This is a genomic window from Streptosporangium sp. H16, from assembly GCF_051918855.1.
Classification (GTDB): domain Bacteria; phylum Actinomycetota; class Actinomycetes; order Streptosporangiales; family Streptosporangiaceae; genus Streptosporangium.
The window spans coordinates 99,288-123,958 of the sequence record NZ_JBPXMD010000024.1; the positions used below are offsets into that span (position 1 = coordinate 99,288).

The window sequence follows — 24,671 nt, forward strand, 5'->3', positions numbered from 1 at the left end:
TCAATCTGGGACCGGCTCGACACGGTTCCCCAGGCCGGCGACGGGCGGACCAGTGAGCTCCTCACGGCTCTGACCTGCGATGCACCGGCTCCATTCGCCGTGCGTCGATTCCACCCGCTTCCCGTACCGATCACCACTCTTTTCTCAATCGACACTCAATTGTCATCGAGTGACGAGGGCGTCCGAGGCGCCGAACGAGGGTTCGAGGTCGACCAGACCAACCACTCGGTGGTCGTCGGCGAGCGGGTCGTCGTGAAATGGCTCACCCCGCCCGCGCCGTTCCCCCAGCCCGCGCCCGACATGTTCGCGCACCTGACGTCGGTCGGCTTCACCGCGACCGCCACGCCGTACGCGTCCGTCTCCCGGCGCGCCGACGACGGCTCCGAGCTGCTGCTCGCCCTCGTCACCGCGTACCTGCCCGGCGCCGCGGACGGCTGGGAGTGGTGCGTGGACGAGGCCGTCTCCGGCGGCACCTCCTTCGCCGCCGACCTGGGCGTCCTCGCCGCCGACCTGCACGCGGCGATGGCGACCCCGTCCGCGACCTTCCCCGACCCCGTGGGACACGCGGACGCCGTACGGGCGGGAGAGAGCCCGTGGTCGCTCCGGGCGGGCGAGGCGCTGCAGGAGGCACTGGCGCTGACCGGCGGCGAGGACGGCGACTGGCTCGCGGAGCGCGCCGGCGCGCTCCGCGCCGAGCTGGCGCCCCTCGTCTCCACGGGGGCCACCCCGCTGATCCGCATCCACGGGGACCTGCACGTCGGCCAGATCCTCCGCTGGCGGGACGGCTACGCGGTGATCGACTTCGACGGCAACCCGACCGTCGCGGACGCCGACCCCTTCCAGCCCGCGGCCCGCGACCTCGCCCAGCTCACCACGAGCCTCGAACACGTCGGCCAGGTCGCGATCAGGCGCCGCGACGCCGACCCCGAGGTGATCGCCGGCTGGTCCGCCACGGCTCGCGCCACCCTGGAGTCGGCCTACCTCGGGCGGCTGGCCGAACGGGGCCACGCCGCGCTCCTGGACCGTTCCCTGCTGCGCCCGTTCGAGATCGAGCAGGAATGCCGCGAGCTCGTCTACGCGGCCAGGCACCTGCCCCGCTGGCGCTACGCCCCGATGGGCGTGCTGCGGTCCCGATACCGATGAACCCGAAGAACCCGACGACCTCGATGGAGGAGAGACCGTGAACCCCGAGCTGTACCTCGCCGATCTGGAGGCCAAGCCCGCCGCGCTGGCCGCCCTGGCCGACGCCTTGGAGGCGGGCGACCCCTTCGCGGGGATCCCCTCGGGGATCCGGCGGGTGCTCCTCCTCGGCATGGGCAGCTCCCGCTACGCCGCCCGGGTGGCCGCGCTGCGCCTGCGGGCCGCGGGGGTGGACGCGGTGGCCGAGTACGCCTCCGCGGCCCTGTCCTACCCGCCGGCCCCGGACACCCTGGTGGTCGCCATCTCCGCCACCGGCGGCAGCCGGGAGACCCTGGACGCGGTGGCCCGCCACCGGGGCCGGTCCTTCGTGCTCGCACTGACCAACAACCCGGACTCGGCCGTCACCGAGGGCGCCGACCTGGTGGTCCCGATGGCGGCGGGCGAGGAGCGCGGCGGCGTCTCCTGCCGGACCTTCCAGCACACCCTCGCCCTGCTCCTGGCACTCGGCGGCCATCTGACCGTCCCCGCCTGGGGCGGGCGCGTCCCGGCCGGGGACGAACCCGGCGGTTTCGGCCGGGACGTGCCCGAGCTGCTCCGCCGCACGGCCGAGGCCACCGCCGACCTGCTCGACCGCCGCGACGAGTGGCTGGAGGAGGCGGCGGCGCTGCTCGACGGCCCGCACGGCGTCTACACGATCGCTCCCGCGGAGCACCTGTCCTCGGCCGAGCAGTCGGCGCTGATGTTCAGGGAGGGCCCCCGCAGGGCGGCCGACGCGTGCGAGACCGGCGACTGGGCCCACGTGGACGTCTACCTCACCAAGACCCTCGACTACCGCGCCATCCTCTTCCCCGGCTCCCGCTACGACGAGCAGGCCATGGACTGGATCGGGCAGCGCGGCTCCACCGTCCTGGCCGTCGGCGGCGAGCTTCCCGGCGCCAAGGCCTCCGTCCGCTACCGCCACGACGACGACCCCGACGTGGCGCTGCTGACCGAGACCCTGGTGGCCGAGCTCGTCGCCGCCCGCTGGTGGCTCGCCGGGAACTGACGCGGGCTCCCCGCCCTCTCGCGCGAAACCGGCGCGTGGGTGCCGCCACGAAGCGGTCAGTTGACCGCATCGCCCTCCGCTTCGGACGTTCCGACGATTCCCGGCGCACCGCACGGTGCTCCGCTCGCCCACTTCGAGCAGCGGAACGAGCCCATGCCGGAGTTTCCGGCGAGATGGCGGCACGTGGCGACGGTACGTTCCGCGTGACGGACCCGGGTCATCAGTCGCGTGACGTATTTACCAGGGCGTCGCGCAGTTGCGCGCGTGAGGTGATGCCGAGCTTGGGGAAGGCTCGGTACAGGTGGGTGCTGACGGTGCGGTGCGACAGGTAGAGCTGCTGGGCGATCTCCCGGTTGGACAGGCCGTCGGCGGCCAGCCGGGCGATGTGCAACTCCTGCGAGGTGAGGAACTCGGCGGTCGGCGGGACGCGCAGGTCACTGGCCTCTCCCGCGGCCCGCAGCTCCTGGCGGGCCCTCTCCCCCCAGGCGAGCAACCCGAGCACGTCGAAGGCGTCGCGGGCGGCCCGCAGCGGCGCGCGCGCTTCCTGGATCCGCCGCCGGCGGCGCAGCCACATGCCGTGGGCGAGCAGCAGGCGCGCCCGCGCGGTGGGCCAGCGCGACAGATCGGCGCTCAGCGCGTCAAGATAGAGCGCCTCGGCGTCGGCGTCGTCGGCCAGCACCGCACGCGCGTGCCGGAGCCCCAGGTGCAGGAGCGGAGACGGGGTCCGGGCGGCCACCTGCTCCAGCTCCGCCACCGCCCCTCTGGCCGTCTCCCGCCGGCCGGTCGCCACCGCGGCCTCGGCCAGCTCGCTGATCACCCACTGCCGCCAGATCTGGTGATGGGCGGCGTCGCCCGGCTCGAACAGCCGCCACAGGTGTCCGAACGCGTCGTCGTACCGCCCGGCGCACAACGCGATCATGCCCCTGGCGTGCTGGAGCACCGCAACGGCCGAGCTGATCGCGACGGTGCCGAGCACACGCTCGCCCTCGGCGACCAGCGCCAGGCCACGTTCCTCCTCACCGCGGAGCCCGGCCAGCAGCCCCAGCATCCCCAGGGACGAGGCCTGCCGTCGCACCTGCGCGGTCTCGCGGGCCAGTCGGTGGGCCTCTTCCGCGACCAGAAGCGCCCCGGCCCAGTCGCCGCAGAAGACGTGGCGCCACACCTGCGTGCTGAGCGCCCGCGTGAGCAGGCCCAGCCTGCCCTGGGCCCGCAGATCGGCGATCGAGGCGTCCATGAAGTCGCCGACCAGGTCGAAGGCGCCGACCGTGCTCGCCGCGATGCCCAGGAGCCGGGTCGCGGCCCCGTCCAGCCGGATGTCGCGCATCTTGGTCAGGCGCTCGATGACGTCCGCCCCGCGTTCCACCGCCCCCGCCGTGGCCAGGGTCACCAGCAGTTCCGGATCCTCGTCGCCGGCCGCCAGCCGCTCGGCCAGGGCGATGACGCGCCGGCGCTGCTCCCAGCCGGGGTCGCTCCACCAGCAGCGGATGGCCGCCGCCCGGACGAAGCCGAGTGCGAGCTCGCGGTCACCCGCCGCCTCCACCTCCTCGGCGGTCGTGACAAGCCGCCGGATCCGCGCGGGGCCCTCGTCGCGCCCTTCTCCCAGCATCTCGGTCAGCCAGACGACCCTGGCGCGCGGCAGCTCGCCCAGGACCGACGGCTCGGCCAGCGCGAGCAGTTCGGCGACCTGGTCGCCGCGGCCGAGTTCGAAGGCCAGCTCGGCCGCGGCCAGCAGGCGACGGGCACCGGCCGTGGGCTCCTCGCTGACCTCCGCCGCACGGCGCAGGGCGGTCACCGCCACCGGGATCGCGCCGCGCTGCCGGGCCCGCGCGGCCACCTCCGCCAGCTCGGCGGCGACGGACTCGTCCCGATGGGCGATCGCCGCGGCGCGGTGCCAGGTCCTGCGGTCCGGGTCGCGGCCGTGCACCCTGGCCAGCGCGGCATGGGCGGCCAGGCGATCGACGCGGCCGGCCTTCTGGTAGATGGTCGAGCGCACCAGGGGGTGCCGGAAGCGCAGGGCCTGCCCGTGGAGCTCCACCAGCCCCGCGTCCATGGCCGGGGCAAGCGCCTCGGCGGTCATCTCGGTGCCCGTCATCATTCCGCCACCCGCGAGGACGTCGGCCAGATCGTGGCCGTCGTTGGCGGCGGCCACGAGCAGCAGCCCTCTGGTGTGGGGCGGGAGTTCGGCCAGCCGCACGGCGAAGGCCCGCTCTAGGCGCGCCGTGAGCGGCAGCAACCCCGCCTCGGCCGTGACCGTCCCGGTGTCCAGCGCGAGTGGCAGCTCGACCAGGGCGAGCGGGTTGCCGTCCGCCTCGCTCAGCACGCGCCGGCGCATGCCGACGCTGAGATCGGCGGCCTGGGCGTTCAGGAGTGCCTCCGCCGCGGCCGCATCCAGGCCGGCCAGCCTCAGCTCGGGCACGTCGCTGTCGTCCAGGCTGGTCGGGTAGCCGTCGCGAAGGGCCATCAGCAGCACGATCGGATCCGAGCGCACGCGCCTGGCCACGAACCCCAGCACCTCGATGGTGGGCCGGTCCAGCCACTGAAGGTCGTCCACCACGATCAGCAGCGGCCGGGCGGCCGCCACCTCCCCCAGCAGGTTGAGCACGGCCAGCGCCACCATGAAAGGCTCGGGGTCACTGACCTCGGCCATCCCGAAGGCGCCGAGCAGGGCCTCCCGCTGGCGGGCGGACAGCCGATCGGCGGTGCCGAGCATCGGCCGCAGCAACTGGTGGAGCCCGGCGAACGGCAGGTGCGTCTCGCTCTGCACCCCGGAGACACCGGACACCATCACATCGCGTGCCTCGGCACGTGCGATGGCGACCGCCAGCAAGGCGGACTTGCCGATACCCGGCACGCCGGATATGACCAGGGCGCCACCGCCCTCGTGAACGAGATCTACGAGGCCCTCGATCTGGGCCATCTCGCGGTCGCGCCCGAAGAGCATGATCACGCGATACCTTCCCCGGAACCCGATGATCAAATTGTCGCATAAGTACGTCACGTGACGAATGACTGCTGCCTTGACTTGGGGGCGCCGCGGGGGTGCGGAGGGGATTTGGGGGCGCCGCGGCGGGTGCGGAGGGCCTCCCCGCCGGCTCGTGCCGGCTCGTGCCGTCCCAGCGCCGTCCGTCACGAACGCCGGTTTCCGTAACCTCGTGGATCTTGGGAGCGCCGGTTTTCCACGTAAGCTTTATGTGATCTCCACCAGAGCGCGGAGAAGGAGCACTCGATCACCACCCCGGCCAGCTTCGCGGAGGTGCTGCGTCGCCATCGGCACGCGGCCCGCCTGACGCTGGAGCAACTCGCCGAGGCGTCGGGGGTGAGTGACCGGACGCTGTCGGACATGGAACGCGGACGCAGCAAGGGCCCCCAGCACCGGACCGTCACCGCGCTGGCCGACGCCCTTCGCCTGGCCGGCGCCGACCGCGAACAACTCGTCGAGCTGGCGCGCGAGGGCCGCCTGCGCGACCGCTGGGCCCGCCCGACCGGGCTGTGCGAGCTGCCGCGCTCCGTCGACGACTTCACCGGCCGGGCCGCGGAGCTGGCCTGGACCGGCGAGCTGGCGCACGCCGGGGACGCGCCGGGCGCCGCGGGCGTGCGGCTCGTCACCGGCTCCGCCGGGCTGGGCAAGACCACGTTGACCGTCCGCGCCGCCCATGCCCTGCGGCCGGACTTCCCCAGCGGGGTGTTCTTCCTCGACCTGTTCGGTATGTCTCCGCAGCCGCTGCCCGTCGACGAGGCCCTGGGCACGCTGCTTCGCGCACTCGGCATCGCGGATCAGCGGATGCCGGGCGACGTCGCCGGGCGTGCGTCCTTGTACCGGTCCCTGCTGCGTGAGCGGCGCGCGCTGATCGTGCTCGACAACGCCGCCTCCGAGGAGCAGGTCCGGCCGCTGCTGCCCGGCGGGGGCGCGGGCAAGGCCCTGGTGACCAGTCGCCGCCTGCTGGCCGGTCTGGAAGGAGTGCGCAGACTCGGCCTCGGGCCCTTGCCCCTGCCGGAGGCCACCGAGCTGCTGAACGGAATCCTGAAAGACCGCGGCGCCTCGGACGATGGACCAGCCGTCCGGCGGCTCGCGCGCCTGTGCGGCGGTCTGCCCCTCGCGCTCCGGATCGCCGGAAATCGGCTGGTCAGCCGGCCCGGCTGGAACGCCACCGACCTCGCCGCCCGGCTGACGAACGAGGAGCGCCGCCTGGACCAGCTCAGCGCCGGCGACCTCAAGATCGCCGGCGCGTTCGGGTTGTCCTACGAGCAGCTGGCCCACGCGACGCGACGGCTCTTCCGCCGGCTCGCCCTGGTGCCGGGTCGCAGCTTCGACGCCGCTCTCGCCGCCGTGGTGGGCGGCACGTCGATCGAGGGGGCGTGGGACGCCCTCGACGAACTCGTGGACCTCGGCCTGCTGCAGGACAGCACGTCGGGACGCTACCGCTTCCACGACCTGGTCCGGCTGTTCGCCCGCGACCGGCTTCGGGAGGAGGAACCCGCCGACGAGCGCGACACGCTCACCGTGACGATGACGTCGTGGCTGGTGCGGACGGCCACCACCGCCGGGCGGTGGTTCGAGCCCGGGTACGGCCCTCCCGACCGGTCCGCCCCCGGCCTCGCCGCCCTGTCCTCCCCGGAGGAAGCCGACCACTGGCTGCGCGCGAACGCGGACAACTGGCTGGGCGCGTTACGCCACATGGCGAGCACCGACCGGTTCGCCGCCGTCCTCGACTGCGCCGAGTCGATGCACTGGTTCTCCGACCGGTGGATGCACGCGCCGCACTGGTACGAGGTCTTCACCCTCGGTGCCGAGGCAGCCGCCTCCCTGGGCGATACGGGCCGGCAGGCCGAGCAGCTGAACCTGCTGGCCTGGGTCCACCTGGTGCCGCGAGATGACCCGGAGACCACACTGCGCTACACGGCCCAGGCGATGGACCTGGCCACGCGCAGTGGTGCCACCACGCAGATCGCCTTGGCCCACCACCATGCGGGGGGCGCGCTTCGACGGCTCGGGCGGCTCGATGAGGCCATCGTGTCGGAAACCCAGGCGGCGAAGATCTTCAAGGCCAACGGCGACATCGATCGGTACTGCCACTGTCTCGGCGCCCTCGGCACCTGTCTTCGCGACGCCGGACGCCACACCGAGGCACTGGAGCAGTACCTCGACCTGTGGGCCCTGCTGAACGACGACCGGTCGGGGATGACGCCGGGCGTCGCGGCGTTCACCCGGCCGATCGCGCTCGCCCGCGTCGGCGAATGCCTGGGACTGCTCGGTCAACGGGCCGAAGCGATCACCAAGCTCACCGAGGCGATCAGCCTCATGGAGCAGGCTCGGTTGCCCGTCCCGCAGGCCCGCTCCCTGGAGACGCTGGCGGCCTTGCTGGCCGACGAGGAACGCACCGGCGAGAGCCGCCATGCCTATGCGCGGGCGGCAGAGGTGTACGAGGCCGTCGGCGACGCCGAGGCGAGCAGCCGCTGCCGCGGCCTGGCGGACGCCGCGCCCTGACGGTTTCCGCCCTACTTCTGCGTCCTGTTCTGCGTGGCCGGGCCGCGTACGCACGACTTGGATGGAGTGCACCGGGACAGACACCGGGCCTGTCAATCCAGCTCAGGAGCGACCATGACCACCATCGGGAACATCGTGCTCGTGCACGGTGGCTTCGTGGACGGATCCGGCTGGCAGGGCGTCTACGACGAGCTGGCCGGGGACGGGCTCCGCGTCCGCGTCGCGCAGAACCCGACGCTGTCGCTGGAGGGCGACGCCGCGATGATCCGTCGGATCCTGGACGGTCTCGACGGCCCGGCCGTCCTGGTCGGCCACTCCTACGGCGGGGTCGTCATCAGCGAGGCCGGTACCCACCCCAACGTCGCGTCACTGGCGTACATCGCCGCGTTCGCCCCCGACACCGGCGAATCGGTCGACACCCTCATCGCCGCGTTCGCCCCCAACACGGGCGAATCGGTCGACACCCTCATCGCCGCCCCGCCGCCCGGCGCGCCGGTGCCGCCCGTCCTCCCTCCCGTGGAGGGCTTCCTCTTTCTCGAGCGCGACAGGTTCGCCGCCTCGTTCGCCGCCGACCTGCCCGACCAGGTGGCCGCGTTCATGGCGGACTCCCAGGTCCCGTGGGGCGTGGACGCCTTCGGCGGGGCGGTCACCGAGCCGGCCTGGCGGCACAAGCCCAGCTGGTACCTCGTCGCGATCGAGGACCGGATGATCCCGCCGCCGGCCCAGCGCATGATGGCCGAGCGCGCCGGAGCGAAGGTCGTCGAGGTCGTCGGCAGCCACGCCGTCCACATATCCCAGCCCGCCGCGGTCGCCGACCTCATCCGCGAGGCCGCCGCCTGACGACGTCCGCCCTCGCGGGGCCGGACACCGGTCACATCCGGCCGGACAGTTCCATGAAGCGGTAAGGCGCTGCTCACAGGGCGTTCGAACAGGAAACAAGAAACCCTCCCTCGCCTCGACGGGGGAACCGGCCGGTCTTTCGCCGGACCTGGTCATCGCCGTCGAGGCCGATGCGCCGCGGGACGAGGGCGAGGCCCGCGCCGCCAGAACCCGCGACTGGCGTGCCCGTGACCGCGGTGCGCCACCAGGACGTCATCCGCGGATCTCTCACGCTCAACGCCCCGCGCGGCACCCATGCCGCCCAGGCGGCGATCGATCGGGCCCGGCGCTTTCCGGCGCGGGTGCTCGGCCCTGACAAAAGGAGGCAGACATGACAGGTAGACCGGTGACCAAAGCCGCTGTCGTCGGCACCGCGCTCGAATTCTACGACCACGCCCTCTTCGGCCTCGGAGCGGCGATCGTCTTCGACGAACAGTTCTTCCCGGCCGACATGCCCCTCGCGGGCACCCTCGGCTCCTTCGCCGCGTTCGCGGTCGGATTCCTGGCCCGCCCGATCGGCGGTGTCGTGTTCGCCCACTTCGGCGATCGCGTCGGGCGTAAGCCCATGCTGGTCGTGACGCTGCTGCTCATGGGACTGTCCACGGTCGGCATCGGACTGCTGCCCACCTACGAGCAGGTGGGCCTGGCGGCGCCCGTCCTGCTCGTGCTGCTCCGGCTGGCGCAGGGTTTCGGCGCGGGAGCCGAGTACGCGGGCGCCCTGGTCCTGGTGGCCGAGACCAGTGCCCCCCGCCGGCGGGGCCTGTGGGCCTCGCTCCCCGGGGCGGGCGTCCAGATCGGAATCCTGACCGCCACGCTGGTCTTCACCGCGGTCACGGCGCTGCCGTCGTTCGAGACCTGGGGGTGGCGGTTACCGTTCCTGCTCAGCCTCGTGGGCGTGGGCGTGGGGCTGTCCCTCAGGTTCCGGGTGCCGGAGTCGGAGCTCTTCGAGCGCGAGCGGGCGCGAGGCCTGAGCCGTTTCCCGGCGCTGGAGGTCGTCAGAAGGCAGCCGCGGATCCTGCTGATCGCCTTCGCGGCCAACGCCCCCTTCGGTGCGATCGCCTACATCTTCAGTGTTTTCGTGTTGTCGTACGTGACCAGGACGCTCGGTCTGCCGGCCACGGTGGGCCTGGTCGCCAAACTGCTCTCCGCCGCGGTGGCGATCGCGGTCACGCCGCTGTTCGGGCTGCTGGCCGACCGCGTCGGCCGCCGTCCCGTCTTCCTCGGTACGGCGCTTCTGCTCGCCGTGTTCGCCTTCCCGATGTTCTGGTTGATCGACACCGGCCGCCCCGAGCTGGTGATCCTCGCGGTCGTGCTGGGGTACGGCGTCTGCGTCGCCGGGATGTTCGCCGTGCTGGCCTCGCTGCTGACCGAGCTGTTCGACACCCGCCATCGCTACAGCGGCGTCACGATCGCCCGCGAGTGGACGGCCGCGCTGACCAGCGGCCCCGCCCCGCTCGTGGCGGCAGGCCTGGTCGCGGGCGCCGGTGGCGTGTCCTGGCCCATCGCCCTGCTGGTGGTGGCCTGCTCGGTGCTCGCCTTCACCGCGGTCCTGTTCGCCCCGGAAACCCGCCACCGGAGCCTGACCGAAGCCGTGAGCGAACCGGCGATCCGTACAGGTGCAGTCATCTGACGGATGGCCGCCGAGGGCCGCGGATCTAGCGTCGAGCCCACCGAACACCGATCAGAAAGGCCGCGAGATGCCCTACGTGAGCACCGCCGACGGTACGCAGATCTTCTACAAGGACTGGGGCAGCGGTCAGCCCGTCGTCTTCAGCCACGGCTGGCCGCTGAACGCCGACGCCTGGGACAACCAGCTCCACCTGGCCGCCTCCCACGGCTTCCGCGCCGTGGCGCACGACCGCCGCGGCCACGGCCGCTCCGGCCAGCCCTGGAACGGCAACGACATGGACACCTACGCCGACGACCTGTCCACCCTCCTGGACACGCTAGACCTGCGCGACGCGATCCTGGTCGGGCACTCCACCGGGGGCGGCGAGGTGACCCGCTACATCGGCCGCCACGGCACCTCCCGGGTGAGCAAGGCCGTGTTGCTGGGCGCGGTGCCGCCGCTGATGCTCAAGACCGAGGCCAACCCCGCCGGGTTGCCGATCGAGGTGTTCGACACCATCCGGGGTGGCGTCGAGGCCGACCGCTCGCAGTTCTACAAGGAACTGGCCGTGCCCTTCTACGGCTACAACCGGCCCGGCGCCCAGGTGTCGCAGGGCGTCATCGACGCGTTCTGGCTGTGGAGCATGCAGGTCGGCCTCAAGGGCGCGCTCGACTGCATCAGAGCCTTCTCCGAGACCGACTTCGCCGAGGACCTCAAGCGCTTCGACGTCCCTACCCTGATCGCGCACGGCGACGACGACCAGATCGTGCCCGTCGTCGCCTCGGCGCTGGAGAGCTCCAGGCTGGTCAAGGGCTCCACACTCAAGATCTACGAGGGCGCCCCGCACGGCCTGGCCGGTGCCTTCGAGCGCGAACTCAACGCCGACCTGCTCGCCTTTCTGAACGCCTGAAGGAGCACCCCCATGACTTCTCCGCGCCGCCTGCTGGGCATCCTCGTCGCCGGTTGCCTCCTGGCCCTCGGCCTGCCCACCGCACCCGCCACCGCGACCGGCACCGCGACCGGCACCGCGACCGCGAAGCCGACCGTGGTACTCGTTCACGGCGCGTTCGCCGACGCCTCCGGCTTCAACGACATGATCACCCTGCTGCAGCGGGCCGGATTCCCGGTGATCGCACCGGCCAACCCGCTGCGCGACGTCGCCGGTGACGCCGCCTACATCTCCAGCGTCCTGGACACCATCCCCGGCCCGATCATCCTCGCCGGCCACTCCTACGGCGGCATCGTCATCACCAACGCCGCCCGCGGCCACGACAACGTCAAGGCCCTGGTCTACCTCGGTGCGTTCGCGCCCGACCAGGGAGAGAGCGCCCTGCAGCTCGCCGGCCGGTTCCCCGGCAGCAAACTGGGCGAGGCGCTACTGCCCAGGCACTACCCGCTGCCCGACGGCACCATGGACGGCGTCGACGGCTACATCACCGCCGACAAGTTCCGCGAGGTCTTCGCCGCCGACCTGCCCGCCGCCAAGACCCGGCAGATGGCGGCCACCCAGCGGCCCGGCAGCGTCACCGGCCTGTCCGACGGCAGCGGCGCGCCGGCCTGGAAAACCATCCCGTCCTGGTATCTGATCCCCACCCGGGACAACGTCATCCCGCCCGCCGCACAGCGCTTCATGGCCGGACGCGCCGGCAGCAAGGTCCGCGAGATCGACTCCTCGCACGTCGTGATGACGTCCCACCCCGCCGCCGCCACCGCGGTGGTCCTGTCCGCCTACGCCGCCACCCGATAGCAGGGGGAACCGACATGAAACCCGACACGATCGTCTTGATCCACGGCTTCTGGGTCACTCCGCGTAGCTGGAAGAAGGTAACCTCATGACCCAATAAAGGAGTGCCCATGCCAAAGCTCGCCGCCCTGGAACCCGGCTACGTGCCTGTCGTCTCGTACGCGCGCATCTCCTCCGACAAGGCTGGGGACAAGCACGGGGTCAAGGACCAACACAAGATCAATCGCCGGACGGCAGCCAAGCATGGGTGGACGGTAGTCCACGAGTTCACCGACAACGATAAGTCAGCAGCCAGGGCCGACGTCTTTCGTGACGATTTCGAAGCAATGTTAAAGGCGCTCTGGGTGGGCGAACTGATCGACGGAACGCCGGTCCGGGGCGTTGTCGTCTGGCTAGAGGACCGACTCGTCCGGCGGCCTGGGGATTACGAACGCTTCGTTGATTCGATCACATATAACGAGGGATTCGTTTACGCGGATGTAGACAGGATCCTCGATCTATACAACGAGGATGTTGAAGCGGCTGGGCTCGCTGCCGCAGTACAGGCGAAGAAGGAAGTTCGGAAGATCCAGCGCCGCGTCCGGCAGTCCCATCGGCGTCGCGCCGAAGAGGGAATCCCTGTCGGAGCTGACAGGGCGTTCGGATGGAAAGATGACAAACGGACTCTCAACCCCATCGAGGCCGCTCTAATTGCGGATGGTATGGATAAGCGGATCGCGGGCCAGTCCCGGGCATCGATCGCAGCCGCATGGAACCGCGCAGGGATATTCACACCTAAAGGTAATCCGTGGAAAACAAATAGTGTGGGCTACGTTCTTTCTAATGCCCGCATTTGCGGCTGGCGCGAACTGGACGGGGAGTTGGTGCGTGATGAGAACGGTGATCCCGTGGTCGGCAAGTGGGAAAGGATTGTCTCCCCGGAGAAGTGGCTGGCCGTACGCGCGATCGACGACGCACGTCGGGGCAAGCTCGTTGACCAGAAGGGCAACATAGTCGGAAACTTGCCCCACGACTTCCGCGACCCCACACACTTGCTTACCGGGATTGTGCGGTGCGGGAAGCTCAAAGAGAACGGGAAAGCCTGCAACAAGCCTTTGCGGGTGAAGTCCGAGCCCGGCGGGAAGACTTTCCGATACGCCTGCAAGCCTCCAGCGCAGGGCGGGTGCGCTGGCGTGGCACGGCGGGGAGACCTGGTCGATTACTTCATCTCGGAACTCGTTCTCGGCAAGCTGGAAGAGGCACAGTTCGTTCTGCCGGAAGAGAAAGAATGGTCGGGTGAATCGGAGCTCAAAGAAACACTTGAGCAGATAGACACCCTGACCGACAGGTGGATGGAGAAGGGCGTATCAAACGATCGCTACTTCCGGATCCTCGCGAAGCTGGAAAAAGAAGTTAAGCGCCTGAGGCTTGAGAAAGAAAAGTTCACGGCAGGAAAAGAGCGACGACAGAACAAGGCCGCCATCGACGTTGCCGATATGCGGCGGCGCTGGTATCTGCCGGAAAGCGACGGCGGGCTCGCGCTCTCGTTGAAGCGCGCGCACATCCGCGAAGCACTGCACGCAGTGATCATCCTCCCCAGCGGGGGACGGGGCAGAACACCGTTCAACCCCGATCTCCTCGTGCCCATCTGGCGCGAGTGATCGCAAGACGTCCTAGACGTCTTCGGATCGCCAAGGGACCCGTACCCCTTACCTGAGGGATACAGGTCCCTTACTTATTGCGCCAGAACAGCAAACGCCGACGGACGTCTACGGACTTCTATGGACGCCGACGGACGTTCAGGGACGTGCTTAGAAGGTCGCGGAAAGGAACGCTGAGCTGCCCGTATTCGTTGTACATCTGATAGACCTAGAACAGACCCAACAGCCCCCGACCACTCCGAAACAAGCGAGAACCGGCCGCGACCCATTCGAGCGCAATAAAGCCACCGGGCAAAAGCAATGACAAGCCGTTCCGTTGGAGGGCCCCGGCCCAACGGTAGGCCGCAAGACCTGGCAGCGCTCACCGGTTGTTAGACGTCGCATACAAACACTCCAAGATCCTCTCTCGCTGAAAGCACCATCGCCCCACAAGCCGTGACCTGCCCTCGGCCTGCCCTGCGCTGGTGCTTTTGCTGTCTCCGGATGTGGTGGGTGGCTTCCATCGAGGAAAGGAGGCCCCTGCTGGTACCCGAGGAAATGGGACCGTACGCCACGCTTGCTCAGGAGTGGTGCAAGCGCAAAATCGCTGAATCGCCCCGGTGGTCTGTCGAAAAATGGCAGCGCATCGCCGCTATCCACAGTCTTGAATACGCGGACAACGCGCCCGATCTTCCCGCCGAGAGCGGGGGGCCTGTCGCGTGATCCCCCACCTGTCACCCGAGACCAGAGCCGTGCTCGAACGGGCGGCCATGCCAGACTTCGCCCGGTGGCAACGCATGGTCTACGCCACCGGTGGCTGTGCCCAACCGGTCCGCCTGCACGGTGAACGCCTGACCTTCGACGGCACAACCGGTGAAATCCTCGACGTCTACCGGACGGCCGACGAACCTACCGGCTTCCTGCTGACGGCCTGCGGCAATCGGCGTGCATCGCGCTGTGCGGCCTGCTCGGCAACGTACAAGGACGACACCTACCACCTCATCATCTCCGGCCTACGTGGCGGCAAGGGCGTCCCTGAGGACGTGGGCGGCCATCCTCGCGTGTTCGCCACCTTCACCGCTCCCTCCTTCGGCGCGGTTCACGCTCACCGCACGGGCAAGGACGGCAAGACCCTGCCCTGCCGTCCCCGCCGCGACTCCCCCACCTGCCCCCATGGCCGATACGAGGGCTGCGGCAAGCGCCACGACCGAGAGGACCCGCAAGTGGGACAACCGCTCTGTGTGGACTGTTATGACTACCAGGGCGCGGTCTTGTGGAACGCTCACGCGGGGGAGCTGTGGCGCCGTTTCACCCAAGCACTTCCCGCTGTCCTGGCTCGGCTGCTCGGCGTGCGTCGTGCTCACCTGCGTGAGACGTTGCGGCTGTCGTATGCCAAGGTCGCCGAGTACCAAGCGCGCGGCCTGGTCCACTTCCACGCGGTGATCCGCCTCGACGGTCCGGACGGTCCCGTCTCGCCTCCGCCGGACTGGGCCACTGCCCCGCTGCTGGATGTCGCGATCCGGCAAGCCGCCGCACAGGTCATCGTGCCTGCCTCCAAGCAATCGCCGGATGCTCCTCCTGCGGTCCTGCTGCGCTGGGGTGATCAGCTCGACGTGCGACCGGTCTACCTCTCCACCGACCTTGACGGCGTGAGTGATCAACGGGTGGCGTCGTACGTGGCCAAGTACGCGACCAAGGGCGCCGAGTCGGCGGGCACGGTGGACCGACGCATCCGAGACGCCGCCGACATCGCCGGACTGGACGTGACCGAACATGCCCGGCGCATGATCTACACCTGCTTCGCCCTGAACCGCCTGCCTCAATACCGGCTGCTCCCGCTACGGCATTGGTCGCACATGCTTGGGTACAGGGGCCACTTCTCCACCAAGAGCCGTTACTACTCCACGACCCTCGGCGAGCTACGCCGGACCCGTGCCGACTACCGCGCCGCGCAAGTTCGAACGCTCCTCGGGCTGCCCGATCCTGCCGAAGGGACCACGATGACCCTGTCTGAGTGGCGCTACGCCGGAAGCGGCCACCGACACGGCGAACCCTTCTGGGCGGAGGTGGCTCGGGAACGCATCGCCACTGCTCGCAGAGTCGCGCGTGAACGAAAAGACAGGCAATCCGCTTGACCTGTCGTCGCTTCAGACGAGAGGCGTACCCTGAGAGGAGAGCTGGCCTTCTACGTCTGGTGGTGGCTGTGTCCGAGAACATCCCCTCTGACCTGACCGCTGGCGAGCGCATCCAGCTTCTTCGCGAACGACGAGGTATGTCCCGGCCGGTTCTCGCCGGGCTCGTGGGACGAGGGCCGTCCTGGTTGAAGAAGATCGAACGTGGCGAGCGAGAGCTGAGAAGCTACGAACTGCTCTCCCGCGTGGCAACTGCGCTCGGCATCAATGATCTTTCCTTGCTGACCGGTGGTGGTTCGCCCGTGCCAATCAACAACGTCGGCCGGATGACGGTCCCCTTCGTTACCGAGGTTCGCGACGCTGTTCGTGGGCGACTGTGGACCTCCGAAACCGACGAGGAACTTCCGTCCGTCGATGTACTCAGAGGACGTGTCGCCGAAGCATGGCGGCTGTGGCACGCCTCGCGCTTCCAGCGTACGGAGGTCGGCGCGCTGCTTCCCGACCTGCTCACTGATGGGCATCGGCTCACTCGATCGCTGGACGGTCCGGAGCGTCGGCAAGCCTCTGCGGTGCTGGCTGACATCTACCGGTTGACCCAACAGGCGATGGCCTACGGGTGCGAGCCGGAACTGTACTGGACCATTGCCGACCGGGCTCGGCAGGCATCCCAAGACGCCGATGACCCGCTGTCGCTCGCTGGCGCGGCCTGGTCCTATGCCAACGGCCTACGGGAGACCGGTTACGCCGACGAGGCACTCAGAGCGGTGAACGAAGCGGTTGACGTGCTGCGGCCTCGCCTGGAAGACGGCTCCAACGACATGCGGGGCATGTACGGGGCGCTCAACCTGCACGCCGCGATCACGCACGCCAGAGAGGGCAGGGACGGGGATGCCTGGCGTCACTGGGACGAGGCCAACGCGGTAGCCGGGCAACTCCCCAAGGGCTACACCCACGCCTGGACGGTCTTCAGCCAGGGCAACACCGACATTCACGCGGTCTCTGTCGGGGTCGATCTCCGTACACCTGGTGTCGCTCTCCAGCGTGCCGAGTCCATTGACCTCAATCAGGTGCCCTCAGTTGAGCGTCGCGCGCGGGTGCTCGTGGAGTTCGCTCGTGCGTATGACCAGCGTGACGACAAAGCCGGGGCGCTGCACTTCATGAACCGGGCATGTGAGTCCTCTCCCGAGACGGTTCGCTTCACCCCCTCTGCGCGGTCGCTGGTCGCCGAGTTGGCCACGAGCACGCGCGGGCCTCTCAAGGCTGACGCGATGGCACTCGCCGAGTCCGTAGGGGTACCCATGTAGGAGGGGCCCATTCTGGGACCCTTGCCCTTGTGAGCTGCGCTTACGGTCCCCTGCATGGCATTCAGGGACGAGAGCGATCCGCAGCAGCGGGACGCAGGCGACGAGGAAACCGCGCGTCGTCTGCGTGCCCACTTTCAAAGCGCACTCGAAGAGACAATCGACGAGAGCACAGCAGCAAGCCATGACCAGGCACTATGCGCTGTGCAACGGCTTCTCACGGAGCGGGGCATCCGTGCCCAGCGTCACACCACGATCAGTCTCGGGCTCTACGGTGATCACCTAAACCCCCCGAACTGGCCCAACCGGCCTGACTCCCGATCGTGGATGAACCGGCACCCACCTGAGCTTGCGGTAACCGGTCCTCAAGGCTGGCGCGACGTCACGGTGACCGTGGGATCGCGCTCGGGCTGCTACCTGGTGTCCATTCGCAACGGCCCTGACCTCCAAACCGTCGGACGGGAACACCCGGAAAAGGTCGTTGACCTGATCTTGGCTGCTCGGAGGTCGTGACCGTGTACGGCTGGGTCATCCTGGGCGATGCGGCCACGAAGCGCGTCAACGGCCAAGAGATCATCATCACTGCCGGTAGGTCGGGCAACCTGGGGGCGGCTATCAGGGCTTGGGAGGACAACGAACGTCACCGGATGGTGCATGAACTGGGAAACCTCGGTCGCCTGGTCAACGAAGCGTTGGACCGGCTGCGGCAGGCTGGGAACACCTGACGGTAACCATGTCATCCGGTGGCAAGTCCCGACGAAGGAGGGGCGCGGCAGTCGATCGCCCCGACCACGAACAGCGAAACCCGGAGTGAGCGATCGTCACGGCCTCCAGCGTCAACCAGGTAGCGGCAGCGCGTTCACGGTCGGCGGGATGTTCGGTGCGGCGGGCGGGCTCGTGCGGCGGGCGGCGGGGTCCGGCCGTCCGCGCCGGGCGGGCGCGGGACGGGACCGGCGCCCACGCCGCATGCCCGGTCCCGATGTCCGTCCGGCGCGGGCGGGCGCGCCCCGCCGTGCGACGGCGCGAAGCGCTGTCGCCTTGACCATGTAATGAAAATCCTCGCCGATAGCTCCGGCTGTGGACTGTCAGAGACCCTTAGTTGAGTGTTTCAGCAGGTCAGAGCGATATACGCAGTCCGTTGTTTAATAGGGCCTGAGCGAATATGCTAGTGGGAGCACTGGGTCGCCCGTTACGAGGCTCAGGGATTTCGAGTGCTGGCCCCGGCCTATCCGGGTTTCGAGGTGGAGGTGGAGGCGCTCAACGCCGACCCCACCCCGATCGAGAAGGTGACCGTCCCGCAGATCATCGAGAGCCTGGAAACCCTGATCGGAGGCCTGGAGACGCCGCCCATCCTGATGGGCCACTCCGCGGGCGGCGTGTTCACCCAGATCCTGCTCGACCACGGCTACGGCGCCGCCGGGGTGGCGATCAACTCCGCGCCCACCGAGGGGGTGCAGGTGATCCCGCTGTCGCAGATCCGCGCCACCTTCCCGGTGTTGAAGAACCCCGCCAACCGGCACAGGGCGGTCGGGTTCACCTACGAGCAGTGGAAGTACGCCTTCACCAACACCTTCCCCGAGGACCAGGCGCGGGCGACCTACGAGCGCTACCACATCCCCGCCTCCGGCAACATCTTCTGGGGCAGCGCGCTGGCCAACATCCACCCCGGCAAGGACGACAACCACGTCGACTACCACAACGACGACCGCAGGCCGCTGCTGTTCATCGCGGGCGAGAACGACCACCTGATGCCGCCCAAGATCCAGCGCTCCAACGCCAGGCACTACAAGTCCGCCACCGTCACCGAGGTGGTCGAGTATCCCGGCCGCTCCCACCTGATGCCCGCCGAGCAGGGCTGGGAGGAGATCGCCGACTACGCCCTCACCTGGGCCCTCGACCACTCCTGACGTCGACCCCCCGGGGGGACCACCACCCGGCCGTCCCCCCGGGCACTCCGAAGGATCAGCGCATGACGGAAGTCAGGTTCACCCACATCGGCGGCCCCACCGTCCTCATCGAGTTCGAAGGCTGGCGACTGCTGACAGGCCCGACCTTCGACACCCCCGGCCGGAGGTGCCGTCAACGAGCGCGCCACCAACCCCCACCGGGCTGGCCGAGCCTAGCCCCTGAGGTGGTTGAGGACGCGTTCGAGCAGGTCGGGCCCGGGGCCCGCCGCGGTGACCCGGGGATGGTGGATCCGCACCAGGCCCTCGGACTCCATGTCGGAGACCAGGACGCGGGTGACGCCGAGGGGGACACCCAGGAGAGCGGATATCTCCGCGATCGAGCGGATGCTGCGGCACAGATCGCTGATGAAGCGGTATTCCCGGATGTAGGACAGGCCGAGCGGGGTCGTGGTCGTGGTCGAGACCAGCGCCTCCATGGCGAGCTTCGAACTCGGCACGACCCGTCCCCCGGTCACGGCGTACATCCGGACCAGCGCGCTCTCCTCCTCGGCCGGCCCGTCGTGCTCCGGCTCGTACCCGAGGCGCCCGTCCCGCCGGGTTCCGAACCCGGGCGGCTCCTCCGGGGAGCCGTATCCCGGCGGCTCGGCCCCGGCACCGTGCGCGGGCGGCGCGAACGGGGCGGACGGGGGCGGCGGCGCGGGCCATCCGTGTGCCGCCGGCCTGGCCGGGAGGCCGTACCGGGGCGTGTCGTCCCACCGCTCGTCCCACCGCTCCTGCCGGGGGGAGGCGTGATCGTCGCGAAGCTCGCGCCCGTGGTCCCGGTTGCCGGCCCGCACGCTACTGCTCCCGGTTCGGGAGCTCGTTGCGGGCCTTGCGCACGCCCTCCTGGAAACTCGCCATGCGGCTGCGCACCCGCTCGGGCGAGAGGGCGGGCCTGGCCGGCGCCGGGGACGGGGACGACTCAGACGCCTCGGACGCCTCGGACGCCTCGGACGCGACGGGCGGCGTGACCGAGCCGGGGACCAGGTTGGCCCGGGGGGTGCGCCTGGGCAGGCCGGCCTCGGTCGTACCGCCGAGCACGGGAGCGCTCGCCGCCTGCGCGGCCTGCCAGCCGAGGTCACCGGGCGAGGTCCACGGCTCGGGCTCGGCCCGGGGTTCCTCGGGAGCGGGGCCACCGGAGACGGAGCCCTCGGAAACGGAGCCGGCGAGGTCGAAGGAGTCGCCGGAGGCGGAGTCATCGGGAACAGGACCGGAAGCGGCATCCGCCTCGGGACGGGCCGTCCGCGCACCGGGTTCGCTGGAGAGCGCGGCGGTCCGGAACCAGGCGGACTCGACCGCGGCGAAGATCGGCAGGTAGTCGTCCTCCGGCTCCGCCGAGGTCCCCTCACCCGTCTCGTCCGCCGGGGGAAGGCCGTCGAGGAAACCGGGCGAGCCGTCAAGCGGGCCCGGAGGGCGGCCGAGGGAACCCGGCGAGCCGTCGAGCGCCCCGGGAAGGCGGTCGAACGGGCCGGGCGGGAACTCCCCCCGCTCCCCCTGCGCTCGAAGCCGCTCCGCGGGCGGGCTCCACACGCTCCGCGCGGCCGCGTCCGTCCTGACCCGCGAGGGCAGTGGCGCCCGCGTCAGGGGAGGTGCCTGCGCGGCCGTGGGCGCGGCGAGCAAGGGGACCGGTCGGCCCGTGCCCCCGGGACCCTCCGGGAACGGAACGGCCTGGCCGGCCTCGTCCCCGCCGTCCCCGCCGTCCCCGTAGTCCTCGTCGTCCGGGGTGTGCGGGAACGGCGGGACGGGCGAACCGCCCGCGTCACCGGGGAACGGGGAACCGTCCGCCTCCACGGAGAAGCCGACCACACCCGCGGGAAGACCCGCCACACCCGCTGGCGTACCCGGGAAGGCCGTCGCGAGCTGCGGGTAGCCGGTCGGCCGGCCCACGAGGGGAGGCAGGACGAGGAGCGCCTCGGGAATCATGATCATCGCGGTCAGGCCGGCGTCCTGGGGGCGGAGCTGGACACGGATGCCGTGCTTGAGCGCGAGGCGGCTGACGACGAAGAGGCCCATGTGGCGGGCGATCGAGGCGTCCGCGGCCTGCGGGTTGGCCAGCCGCCAGTTGACCTGGGAGAGCTCGTCGAGCGTCATGCCGATGCCCTTGTCGGTCACCGAGACCATCACGCCGCCGTCGTCGACCCGGCTGCTGGACACCGTGACCCTGGTGTCCGGCTGGGAGAACGAGACGGCGTTCTCGACCAGCTCGGCGAGCAGGTGGACCACGTCGCTCACCGCGGGGCCCGCGACGGCGACCTCCGACTGGACCCGGTTCGTCACCCGCTCGTAGTTCTCCACCTCCGACAGCGCGGCCCTGACCACGTCCATCAGCTCGACCGGCTGCCTCCAGCGCCGCGCCACCTCCTGCCCGGCGAGGACGAGCAGGTTCTCGCTGTTGCGGCGCATGCGGGTGGCGAGGTGGTCGAGCTTGAACAGGTCCGCCAGCCGCTGGTCGTCGCGCTCGCCGCGCTCCAGCCGCTCGACCAGGGTGAGCTGGCGTTCCACCAGGCTCTGGCTCCGCCGCGAGAGGTTGACGAACATCGCGTTCACGGTGGCGCGCAGCCTGGCCTCCTCGCCCGCCAGCCGCACGGCCTCCCGGTGGACCTCGTCGAACGCCCTGGCGACCTCGCCGATCTCGTCGCGCGACAGCACCCCGATCGGCGGCATGTCGGCGGTGATCTCCCCTTCGCGCGACTCGCGGACCCGCTGGACGTACGCGGGCAGCCGCTCCCCCGCGACTTCCAGCGCCTCCCTGCGCAGCCGTCTCAGCGGTACCACCAGCGAGCGCGCCACCCCGACGGTGATCGCCAGCACGAGCGCGAGCAGGGCGGCGACGGCTGCGGCGACCATCAGGGCGCGGCTCTGCTCGGCGTCGCCGAGCCGCTGGCTGCGCGCGACGATGTCCTGGGCGTGCCGCTCCTCGACCTCGCGCATGTGGCCGATGGTGACGGTGACCGCGTCGTACCACTCCTTGGCGTCGTCCTTCCGCTCCAGGGTCAGGCCCCTCAGCGGGACGCCGGAGGCCGTGCGGAGCAGGACCAGCTCGCGCAGGAGTTCGGCGCGTTCGGCGGTGCGGCCGTTGACGGTCTCGTCGAAGAGGCGGCGGTCCCGGCTTGCGGCCTCGGCGGCGAAGGTCCTGCGCTCGTTGCGCTCGGTGGAGAGCGCGCCGAGGAACTGCTCCAGCTGCCCCTGCTCGAACCGGCCCGCCACGAGCACCACCGTCAGCAGCGCCCGCTGGAAGGAGATGGCCTCCTTGGCGCGGGCGAGCGCGTCCAGGGTGATCGCCTGGCCGAACAGGACGTCGTCGGCGCTGCCCTTGCCGAGCTCGTCGTACAGGGAGAGCAGGTCGGCGATGAGCAGGGAGTAGGCGGCGATGGCCGCGTCGGGCAGCAGCGTCGACCTCAGCGCCTGCTCGCGCAGCGGGAAGAGGTCGTCCAGCCGGGTGATCGCGCTCTCGACCTCGTCCCTGGTACGGCCGCTCACCTCCTCACCGAGCAGGGAGCCGCTCTCGCGGACGCGCGCCGCGGAGCCGTCGACCAGGTCCATCTGGGCCCGCACGTTCTTCACGCCGCTCTCCGGGCGGCCGAGGGCGATGAACCAGGCGGTGTGGTCGCGTTCCTCGGCCAGTTCGTGGGTGAGCGTGCCGATGTGGGCGGAGAGCCGGGCGAGGTCGTTGACCCGCTGGTAATCTCCCGCGGCGCGCATCGAGGCGAACACCTGGACACCGCCGAGCAGCACCGCGGCGATCGTGGGCACCAGAACGAGCGCGACAAGGCGCCGGCGTACCCGCCAGTTCCGCGGGCGCAGGCGACTGCCCGCGTCGTGGATCTCGTGTGGACTCACCGAACGCTGCCCTCTCGGTGGATGAACCTCTGGCCGAATTTCCCATGGTCCCCGGCAATTCGAGCACATATCAACCCGTGGGGCCAAGCGAACGCAGCTCGGTAAATGCGGTATTTCCGGCGAGACAGGGACGGGACCCGGGACTCCAGCTATGGCTGGAACCCTGTTTCCGGCCCTCCGAATACCCTTATTAGGTATTTCCCAACCTATATGACCGTTTGCACCGTTCCATTCTACGGCTGCGAGAGCCCGCCACGGGGGCGCGCCGGCCACCGGGGGGATCACAAATTGTGATTCGCCATATTTACGCCATATCTTGACTCCCTACATCCGTAGCCCGCACCGCGCCCCCGGCCCGCCGAATCCGGGCGGCGAGCCCTGGAGGAGACCGTGGCCACACCCGGCGACGTCGCGAGCCAGGTTCGCGGCTCCCGCCCGACCGCCCGCGTCCTGCCCCTCCCCCCGTCTCTCCCTCTCCCCCGCCGCCTCCTGGCGCTCGGCGCGGCCACCGCGTTACTCGTCTCCCTCGCCGCGTGCACCGGCCAGGACGCGCCGGAGACGGCCGCGCCGGCTCCCCCGGCCTCCGGCGGGACCGTGAGGATCGCCCTCAACGAGGGGGCGGGCTACGAGGCCGGCGCCGCCGTCATCGGCCGGCTGCTCACCCAGGAGCTCGGCTACCAGGTGCGGACGGTGAGACTCACCCCGTCCGAGTCCTGGGATGGCCTCGAGAAGGGCACGGTGGACGTGATCGTGGAGAACTGGGGGCGGGAGGCGCTGAAGCGGACCTACATCGAGGAGAAGAAGGTCGCGGTCTCCGCGGGAAGGAGCGGCACCAGGGGGGTCATCGGCTGGTACGTCCCCCAGTGGATGGCGGACGAGTATCCCGGGATCACCGACTGGCGGCAGCTCAACAGGTACGCCCACCTCTTCAAAACGGATAAATCCGGCAATTTAGGCCAGCTTCTCGATGGGGACCCCTCGTACGTCACCCACGACGAGGCCCTGGTCCGCAATCTCGGCCTCGACTACCGGGTCGTCCACGCGGGCAGCGAGAAAGCGCTGATCGACGCCGCGAAACGGGCGACCCGCGACCGGACCTCGCTGCTGATGTACTTCTACGAGCCGCAGTGGCTCTTCACCCAGATCAAGCTGGTGAAGGTCAACCTTCCTCCGTACGCGATCGGCTGCGACGCCGACCCCGCCAAGGTGCGGTGCGACTACCCGCCCTACCTGCTCGACAAGATCGTGAGCAGGCGGTTCGCCGACACCGGGGGCAGGGCCTACGAGCTGGTGCGGAACTTCTCCTGGACGAACGAGCAGCAGAACGCGGTGGCGAACGACATGGTCAACAACGGCCTCGCCCCCGCCGAGGCGGCTCAGAAGTGGATCAACGCGAACAGGATCACCTGGAAGGAGTGGATCCCGGGCTGACGGGTCCTCCGGGTCGCGTTCCGCCGGCCGGCACGGCGCGAACCGGACACCGGACCGCGCGTCCCGATCCGGAGACGGCCCGAAACCCCGTCCCCGGAGGGTTGGAAGCAGTTGGTGGTGGAGCATGTATCAGGATGCGTGAGTGAATGTGAAGGAGTGGGTTAAGGCGCAGGGTGTTCACCCGATCACCGCTTACCGGTGGTTATCGGGAAGGCGCCCGGCCTGTGCCCGTTCGTAAGGTCGGACGGCTGATCCCGGTCGCAGACGTCGATCCTGTCGCCTCGCACGGCGCAACCACCGTGGGGTACGCCTGCGTCTCTTCTGTGGAGGCGTCTTCCTCGGCGTGCCCGCCTCCACCGCCCCACCTCGGCGGTCGCGGGCGGCTACGAGATCCAGTTCGACGCCACCGCCACCGCCACCGTCACGGCTGGCAAGGCCACCGGCTCCGTCTGCGGCTTCCTGCGCTCCCGAGGCGGGCGCCTGTCTGTTCGCCGATCGGG

Annotated in this window: 16 protein-coding genes and 1 pseudogene; 14 read left to right on the forward strand and 3 right to left on the reverse strand. The window is 70.1% G+C overall.

What is annotated here, in order from left to right:
- The first annotated feature begins 159 nt into the window (after positions 1–159).
- Positions 160–1,143: a hypothetical protein gene (locus ACTOQ2_RS32045; RefSeq protein ID WP_440104562.1), complete on the forward strand. Its 984-nt coding sequence runs from the start codon at positions 160–162 to the stop codon at positions 1,141–1,143.
- 37 nt (positions 1,144–1,180) lie between these two features.
- Positions 1,181–2,185 carry an SIS domain-containing protein gene (locus ACTOQ2_RS32050; protein WP_440104563.1) on the forward strand — a complete coding sequence of 335 codons (1,005 nt, stop codon included), beginning with the start codon at positions 1,181–1,183 and terminating at the stop codon, positions 2,183–2,185.
- 220 nt (positions 2,186–2,405) lie between these two features.
- Here the strand turns inward: ACTOQ2_RS32050 and ACTOQ2_RS32055 are convergent, their stop codons facing one another.
- Positions 2,406–5,126 carry an ATP-binding protein gene (locus ACTOQ2_RS32055; protein ID WP_440104579.1) on the reverse strand — a complete coding sequence of 907 codons (2,721 nt, stop codon included), beginning with the start codon at positions 5,124–5,126 and terminating at the stop codon, positions 2,406–2,408.
- 312 nt (positions 5,127–5,438) lie between these two features.
- On the opposite strand from ACTOQ2_RS32055, the gene ACTOQ2_RS32060 reads away from it, so the two are divergent.
- The 11 genes and pseudogenes from ACTOQ2_RS32060 to ACTOQ2_RS32110 form a co-directional block, all read left to right on the forward strand.
- A complete protein-coding gene (locus tag ACTOQ2_RS32060) occupies positions 5,439–7,670 on the forward strand; it encodes an ATP-binding protein (RefSeq protein WP_440104564.1) in 2,232 nt (743 codons plus the stop codon).
- A 114-nt stretch (positions 7,671–7,784) separates the two neighbouring features.
- Entirely contained in the window at positions 7,785–8,510 is a 726-nt protein-coding gene (locus tag ACTOQ2_RS32065) for an alpha/beta fold hydrolase (RefSeq protein WP_440104565.1), read from the forward strand.
- 370 nt (positions 8,511–8,880) lie between these two features.
- A complete protein-coding gene (locus ACTOQ2_RS32070) occupies positions 8,881–10,179 on the forward strand; it encodes an MFS transporter (protein WP_440104566.1) in 1,299 nt (432 codons plus the stop codon).
- A 67-nt stretch (positions 10,180–10,246) separates the two neighbouring features.
- On the forward strand, positions 10,247–11,068 hold the full coding sequence (locus tag ACTOQ2_RS32075) for an alpha/beta fold hydrolase (protein ID WP_440104567.1): 822 nt from the start codon (positions 10,247–10,249) through the stop codon (positions 11,066–11,068).
- 12 nt (positions 11,069–11,080) lie between these two features.
- A complete protein-coding gene (locus ACTOQ2_RS32080) occupies positions 11,081–11,905 on the forward strand; it encodes an alpha/beta fold hydrolase (protein ID WP_440104568.1) in 825 nt (274 codons plus the stop codon).
- A 107-nt stretch (positions 11,906–12,012) separates the two neighbouring features.
- On the forward strand, positions 12,013–13,542 hold the full coding sequence (locus tag ACTOQ2_RS32085) for a recombinase family protein (protein ID WP_440104569.1): 1,530 nt from the start codon (positions 12,013–12,015) through the stop codon (positions 13,540–13,542).
- Positions 13,543–14,240: 698 nt separating this feature from the next.
- Entirely contained in the window at positions 14,241–15,656 is a 1,416-nt protein-coding gene (locus tag ACTOQ2_RS32090) for a replication initiator (RefSeq protein ID WP_440104570.1), read from the forward strand.
- A gap of 68 nt (positions 15,657–15,724) precedes the next feature.
- Positions 15,725–16,957: a helix-turn-helix domain-containing protein gene (locus ACTOQ2_RS32095; protein ID WP_440104571.1), complete on the forward strand. Its 1,233-nt coding sequence runs from the start codon at positions 15,725–15,727 to the stop codon at positions 16,955–16,957.
- A gap of 54 nt (positions 16,958–17,011) precedes the next feature.
- Positions 17,012–17,467, forward strand: coding sequence for a hypothetical protein (locus tag ACTOQ2_RS32100; protein WP_440104572.1), 456 nt, complete (start codon positions 17,012–17,014; stop codon positions 17,465–17,467).
- 2 nt (positions 17,468–17,469) lie between these two features.
- Entirely contained in the window at positions 17,470–17,679 is a 210-nt protein-coding gene (locus tag ACTOQ2_RS32105) for a hypothetical protein (RefSeq protein ID WP_440104573.1), read from the forward strand.
- 468 nt (positions 17,680–18,147) lie between these two features.
- Positions 18,148–18,861, forward strand: a pseudogene (locus ACTOQ2_RS32110) (alpha/beta hydrolase); the annotation flags it as partial.
- A 212-nt stretch (positions 18,862–19,073) separates the two neighbouring features.
- On the opposite strand, the gene ACTOQ2_RS32115 reads toward ACTOQ2_RS32110, so the two are convergent.
- Complete coding sequence (locus tag ACTOQ2_RS32115) at positions 19,074–19,697, reverse strand: DUF742 domain-containing protein (protein WP_440104574.1); 624 nt, start codon at positions 19,695–19,697, stop codon at positions 19,074–19,076.
- Position 19,698: 1 nt separating this feature from the next.
- The gene (locus ACTOQ2_RS32120) at positions 19,699–22,740 is read right to left on the reverse strand and encodes a nitrate- and nitrite sensing domain-containing protein (RefSeq protein WP_440104575.1); all 3,042 of its coding nucleotides are present in this window, start codon (positions 22,738–22,740) and stop codon (positions 19,699–19,701) included.
- A gap of 390 nt (positions 22,741–23,130) precedes the next feature.
- Here ACTOQ2_RS32120 and ACTOQ2_RS32125 point away from each other — a divergent pair, with 390 nt between their 5' ends.
- Positions 23,131–24,171, forward strand: coding sequence for an ABC transporter substrate-binding protein (locus tag ACTOQ2_RS32125; protein WP_440104576.1), 1,041 nt, complete (start codon positions 23,131–23,133; stop codon positions 24,169–24,171).
- Positions 24,172–24,671: the final 500 nt, after the last annotated feature.

What these genes read in the sequence shown, in the direction of transcription:
- ACTOQ2_RS32055 (WP_440104579.1), bottom strand. Translation starts at nt 5,126, where the DNA reads ATGCTCTTCGGGCGCGACCGCGAGATGGCCCAGATCGAGGGCCTCGTA.
- ACTOQ2_RS32065 (WP_440104565.1), top strand. Translation starts at nt 7,785, where the DNA reads ATGACCACCATCGGGAACATCGTGCTCGTGCACGGTGGCTTCGTGGAC.
- ACTOQ2_RS32070 (WP_440104566.1), top strand. Translation starts at nt 8,881, where the DNA reads ATGACAGGTAGACCGGTGACCAAAGCCGCTGTCGTCGGCACCGCGCTC.
- ACTOQ2_RS32075 (WP_440104567.1), top strand. Translation starts at nt 10,247, where the DNA reads ATGCCCTACGTGAGCACCGCCGACGGTACGCAGATCTTCTACAAGGAC.
- ACTOQ2_RS32080 (WP_440104568.1), top strand. Translation starts at nt 11,081, where the DNA reads ATGACTTCTCCGCGCCGCCTGCTGGGCATCCTCGTCGCCGGTTGCCTC.
- ACTOQ2_RS32085 (WP_440104569.1), top strand. Translation starts at nt 12,013, where the DNA reads ATGCCAAAGCTCGCCGCCCTGGAACCCGGCTACGTGCCTGTCGTCTCG.
- ACTOQ2_RS32100 (WP_440104572.1), top strand. Translation starts at nt 17,012, where the DNA reads ATGGCATTCAGGGACGAGAGCGATCCGCAGCAGCGGGACGCAGGCGAC.